The sequence below is a fragment of the Streptomyces sp. NPDC059909 genome, assembly GCF_042730885.1.
Taxonomy (GTDB): Bacteria; Actinomycetota; Actinomycetes; order Streptomycetales; family Streptomycetaceae; genus Streptomyces.
Map to the genome: position 1 here is coordinate 1 of NZ_JBHWKX010000187.1, position 2507 is coordinate 2507.

Annotated in this window: 2 protein-coding genes and 2 pseudogenes; all 4 read left to right on the forward strand. The window is 68.8% G+C overall.

Annotated features, from left to right (window positions below; translation table 11 throughout):
* Positions 1 to 181 precede the first annotated feature (181 nt).
* Positions 182 to 351: pseudogene (locus ACFV9O_RS40025) on the forward strand (HNH endonuclease); the annotation flags it as partial.
* Positions 352 to 413: 62 nt separating this feature from the next.
* Positions 414 to 1067, forward strand: a complete 654-nt coding sequence (locus ACFV9O_RS40030) for a TOPRIM nucleotidyl transferase/hydrolase domain-containing protein (RefSeq protein ID WP_385427946.1) — start codon at positions 414 to 416, stop codon at positions 1065 to 1067.
* 101 nt (positions 1068 to 1168) lie between these two features.
* Positions 1169 to 2012: pseudogene (locus ACFV9O_RS40035) on the forward strand (IS5 family transposase).
* A 4-nt stretch (positions 2013 to 2016) separates the two neighbouring features.
* Complete coding sequence (locus ACFV9O_RS40040) at positions 2017 to 2421, forward strand: hypothetical protein (RefSeq protein ID WP_385427949.1); 405 nt, start codon at positions 2017 to 2019, stop codon at positions 2419 to 2421.
* The last annotated feature ends 86 nt before the right edge of the window (positions 2422 to 2507 follow it).

Sequence of the window (2507 nt, forward strand, 5' to 3'; positions counted from 1 at the left end):
CGACACCCACCCACACCCCTCGCTCCGACGAACAGAACGATCATGACAACCTCAGCACGTCGGCGAAGCCGGTTTGCGGATTTACCAACGGAGTCCTAAAGAGCCGGGGTTCCTCGCTAGATCATGCTGACAGCCACTGCGAGCGGTCCGCCCGGTCGACGTGCGAAGGGCTCCCGACCAGCCGCCCACTGTGTCGGCCGGCTGCAAGCTCAGCGGCGGCCTGTGGTGGTCCTATTACGATGCGAAGTGGGTCAACTCCGCGTCCGCGCTGGACATCGACCACATGGCTCCGCTCGCAGAAGCGTGGACTCGGGAGCCTCCCAGTGGACGGCCGAACGGCGCGAGGCGTACGGAAAACCTGCGTGCGTACGGGATCTCGGCCGTGCCAGGATGGCGGCGGGAAGCGAGGTCTCGTGGACGAGTTGAGGCGATTCCGCCTGGCGCTGGTCGCGTGGGCGGCCGGCGGTGCGGGGGTGGGCGCGGCCGCCGCGGGGGCGCGGGAGCTGGCCGGCAGTGTGCGGACGATCGTGCTCGTCGAGGGGAACAGTGATCAGGTCGCGCTCGAAGCGCTGGCCACGCGCTACGGCCGCGACCTCGGTGCGGAGGGCGTCGCGGTAGTGCCGCTCGGAGGTGCGACGAGCATCGGGCGTTTCCTGGACGTGTGCGGTCCTCCGGGGCTCGGCCTCCCGCTGGCCGGTCTCTGCGACATCGGCGAGGAGCGGCATTTCCGGCGTCATCTGGAGCGGGTCGGGCTCGGGTCTGGTCTCACGCACGCCAGGCTGGAGACACTCGGGTTCCACGTGTGCGTCGCCGACTTGGAGGACGAGCTGATCCGCGCTCTCGGGGCCGAGGGCGTGCGGCAGGTGATCGAGGCCCAGGGCGAGTTGCGCCCCTTGCACACCTTCCAGGGCCAGCCGGCGCAGCGGGGACGGCCCGTGGAGCACCAGCTGCGGCGCTTCATGGGCACGCACAGCGGTCGCAAGGCGCTCTATGCGCAGGCGTTGGTCGCGCACCTGGACCTCGAGCGCGTTCCCCGGCCGCTGGAGCGCCTCCTCACGCACGTCTGAGAGGACATTTTGAGTCGGCATGACGGTCTTGTAGTCGCCTGATCGTGCGGGTTTGTGCGGTTCGGGCCCGTTCCACTGCTTGGTCCTGCTGGGCTGTCTGGGTGAGTGACCGCAAGCCTTACAACAGCGACCTGTCCGATGAGCGGTGGGCGCTGATCGAGCCGGTGATCTCGGCATGGAAGGCCGACCACCCGTCACCGACGGGGCAGCAGGGCCGGTACGAGATGCGGGAGATCGTCAACGCGATCCTGTACCAGGGTAGGACGGGCTGCCAGTGGGACTACCTCCCGCACGACCTGCCGCCGAAGTCGGCCGTACTACTACTACTACTACTACTACTTCGCAGCATGGCGCGACGACGGCACGGACGTGAAGATCAACGACCTGCTGCGCTGGCAGGTCCGCGAGAAGGCCGGGCGGTCGGAGGACCCGAGCCTGGTCGTGATCGACACGCAGAGCGTCCACGCGGCGGTGAACGTCCCCGCAACCACGACCGGGAAGGACGCGGCTAAGAAGGTGCCGGGCCGCAAGCGCGGACTGGCGGTCGATGTCCTCGGCCTGGTCATCGCCGTAACCGTGCTGGCCGCCAGCGCCCACGACAACGCGTTCGGCATCGCGCTGCTCGGCCAGGTCGCCCCCATCGGCACCATCAAGAAGGCCCTGGTGGACCAGGGCTTCAAGAAGACCGTCGTCGAGCACGGCGCCACGGTCGGCATCGACGTCGAGATCGTCGAGCGCAACCCCGCGGACAAGGGCGCTGGCTTCGTCCCGCAGGCCAAGCGGTGGATCGTGGAGCAGACCCTCGGCATCCTCATGCTGTTTCGGCGGCTCGTGCGGGACTACGAGAGCCGGCCGAAGTCCTCGGAGTCCAGGGTGCGCTGGGCCATGATCGACTTGATAGCGCGACGGCTCACCGGCCAGACCACGCCCACCTGGCGCGGGTGACCGCGTGGACGCCCAGGTCACGCCGCTTCTGGAGCGGATCGACGCACGCGAGCGGGAGCTCGGCACCGTCGTGGAACAGCTCCGCACACAGATCGACGAGCTCACCGCGCGCCTGCGTGAACTCGACCAGGAGATCGAGAACCTGGCGGTGCCCCGCAAGACGCTCCTCTCCCTACCGCCGACCGCTCCGGAACCGACCGATCCGTCGCCCGTCCTGCCGGACCACCCGGCCTACCAGCAGATCCTCCCCGTCTTCGCCGACGCCGGCGGGCCGATGCGGGCCCGCGACCTGTGCGAACGCCTCGACCTCGCCGTCACGCCGAAGAACATCGAGAGCACCCGCCACAAGCTCAAACGCCTGGTCAGCCTCGCCGTCCTCGCCGAGCTCGAACCCGGCTTGTTCACCTGATTTCTCCCAGGAGGCCCCGTCCTTCAGGGCGGGGAGGAATGGGTCCTTGGCGCGGAGCCGCGCAGCGGCGGAGTTCCCTGCATATC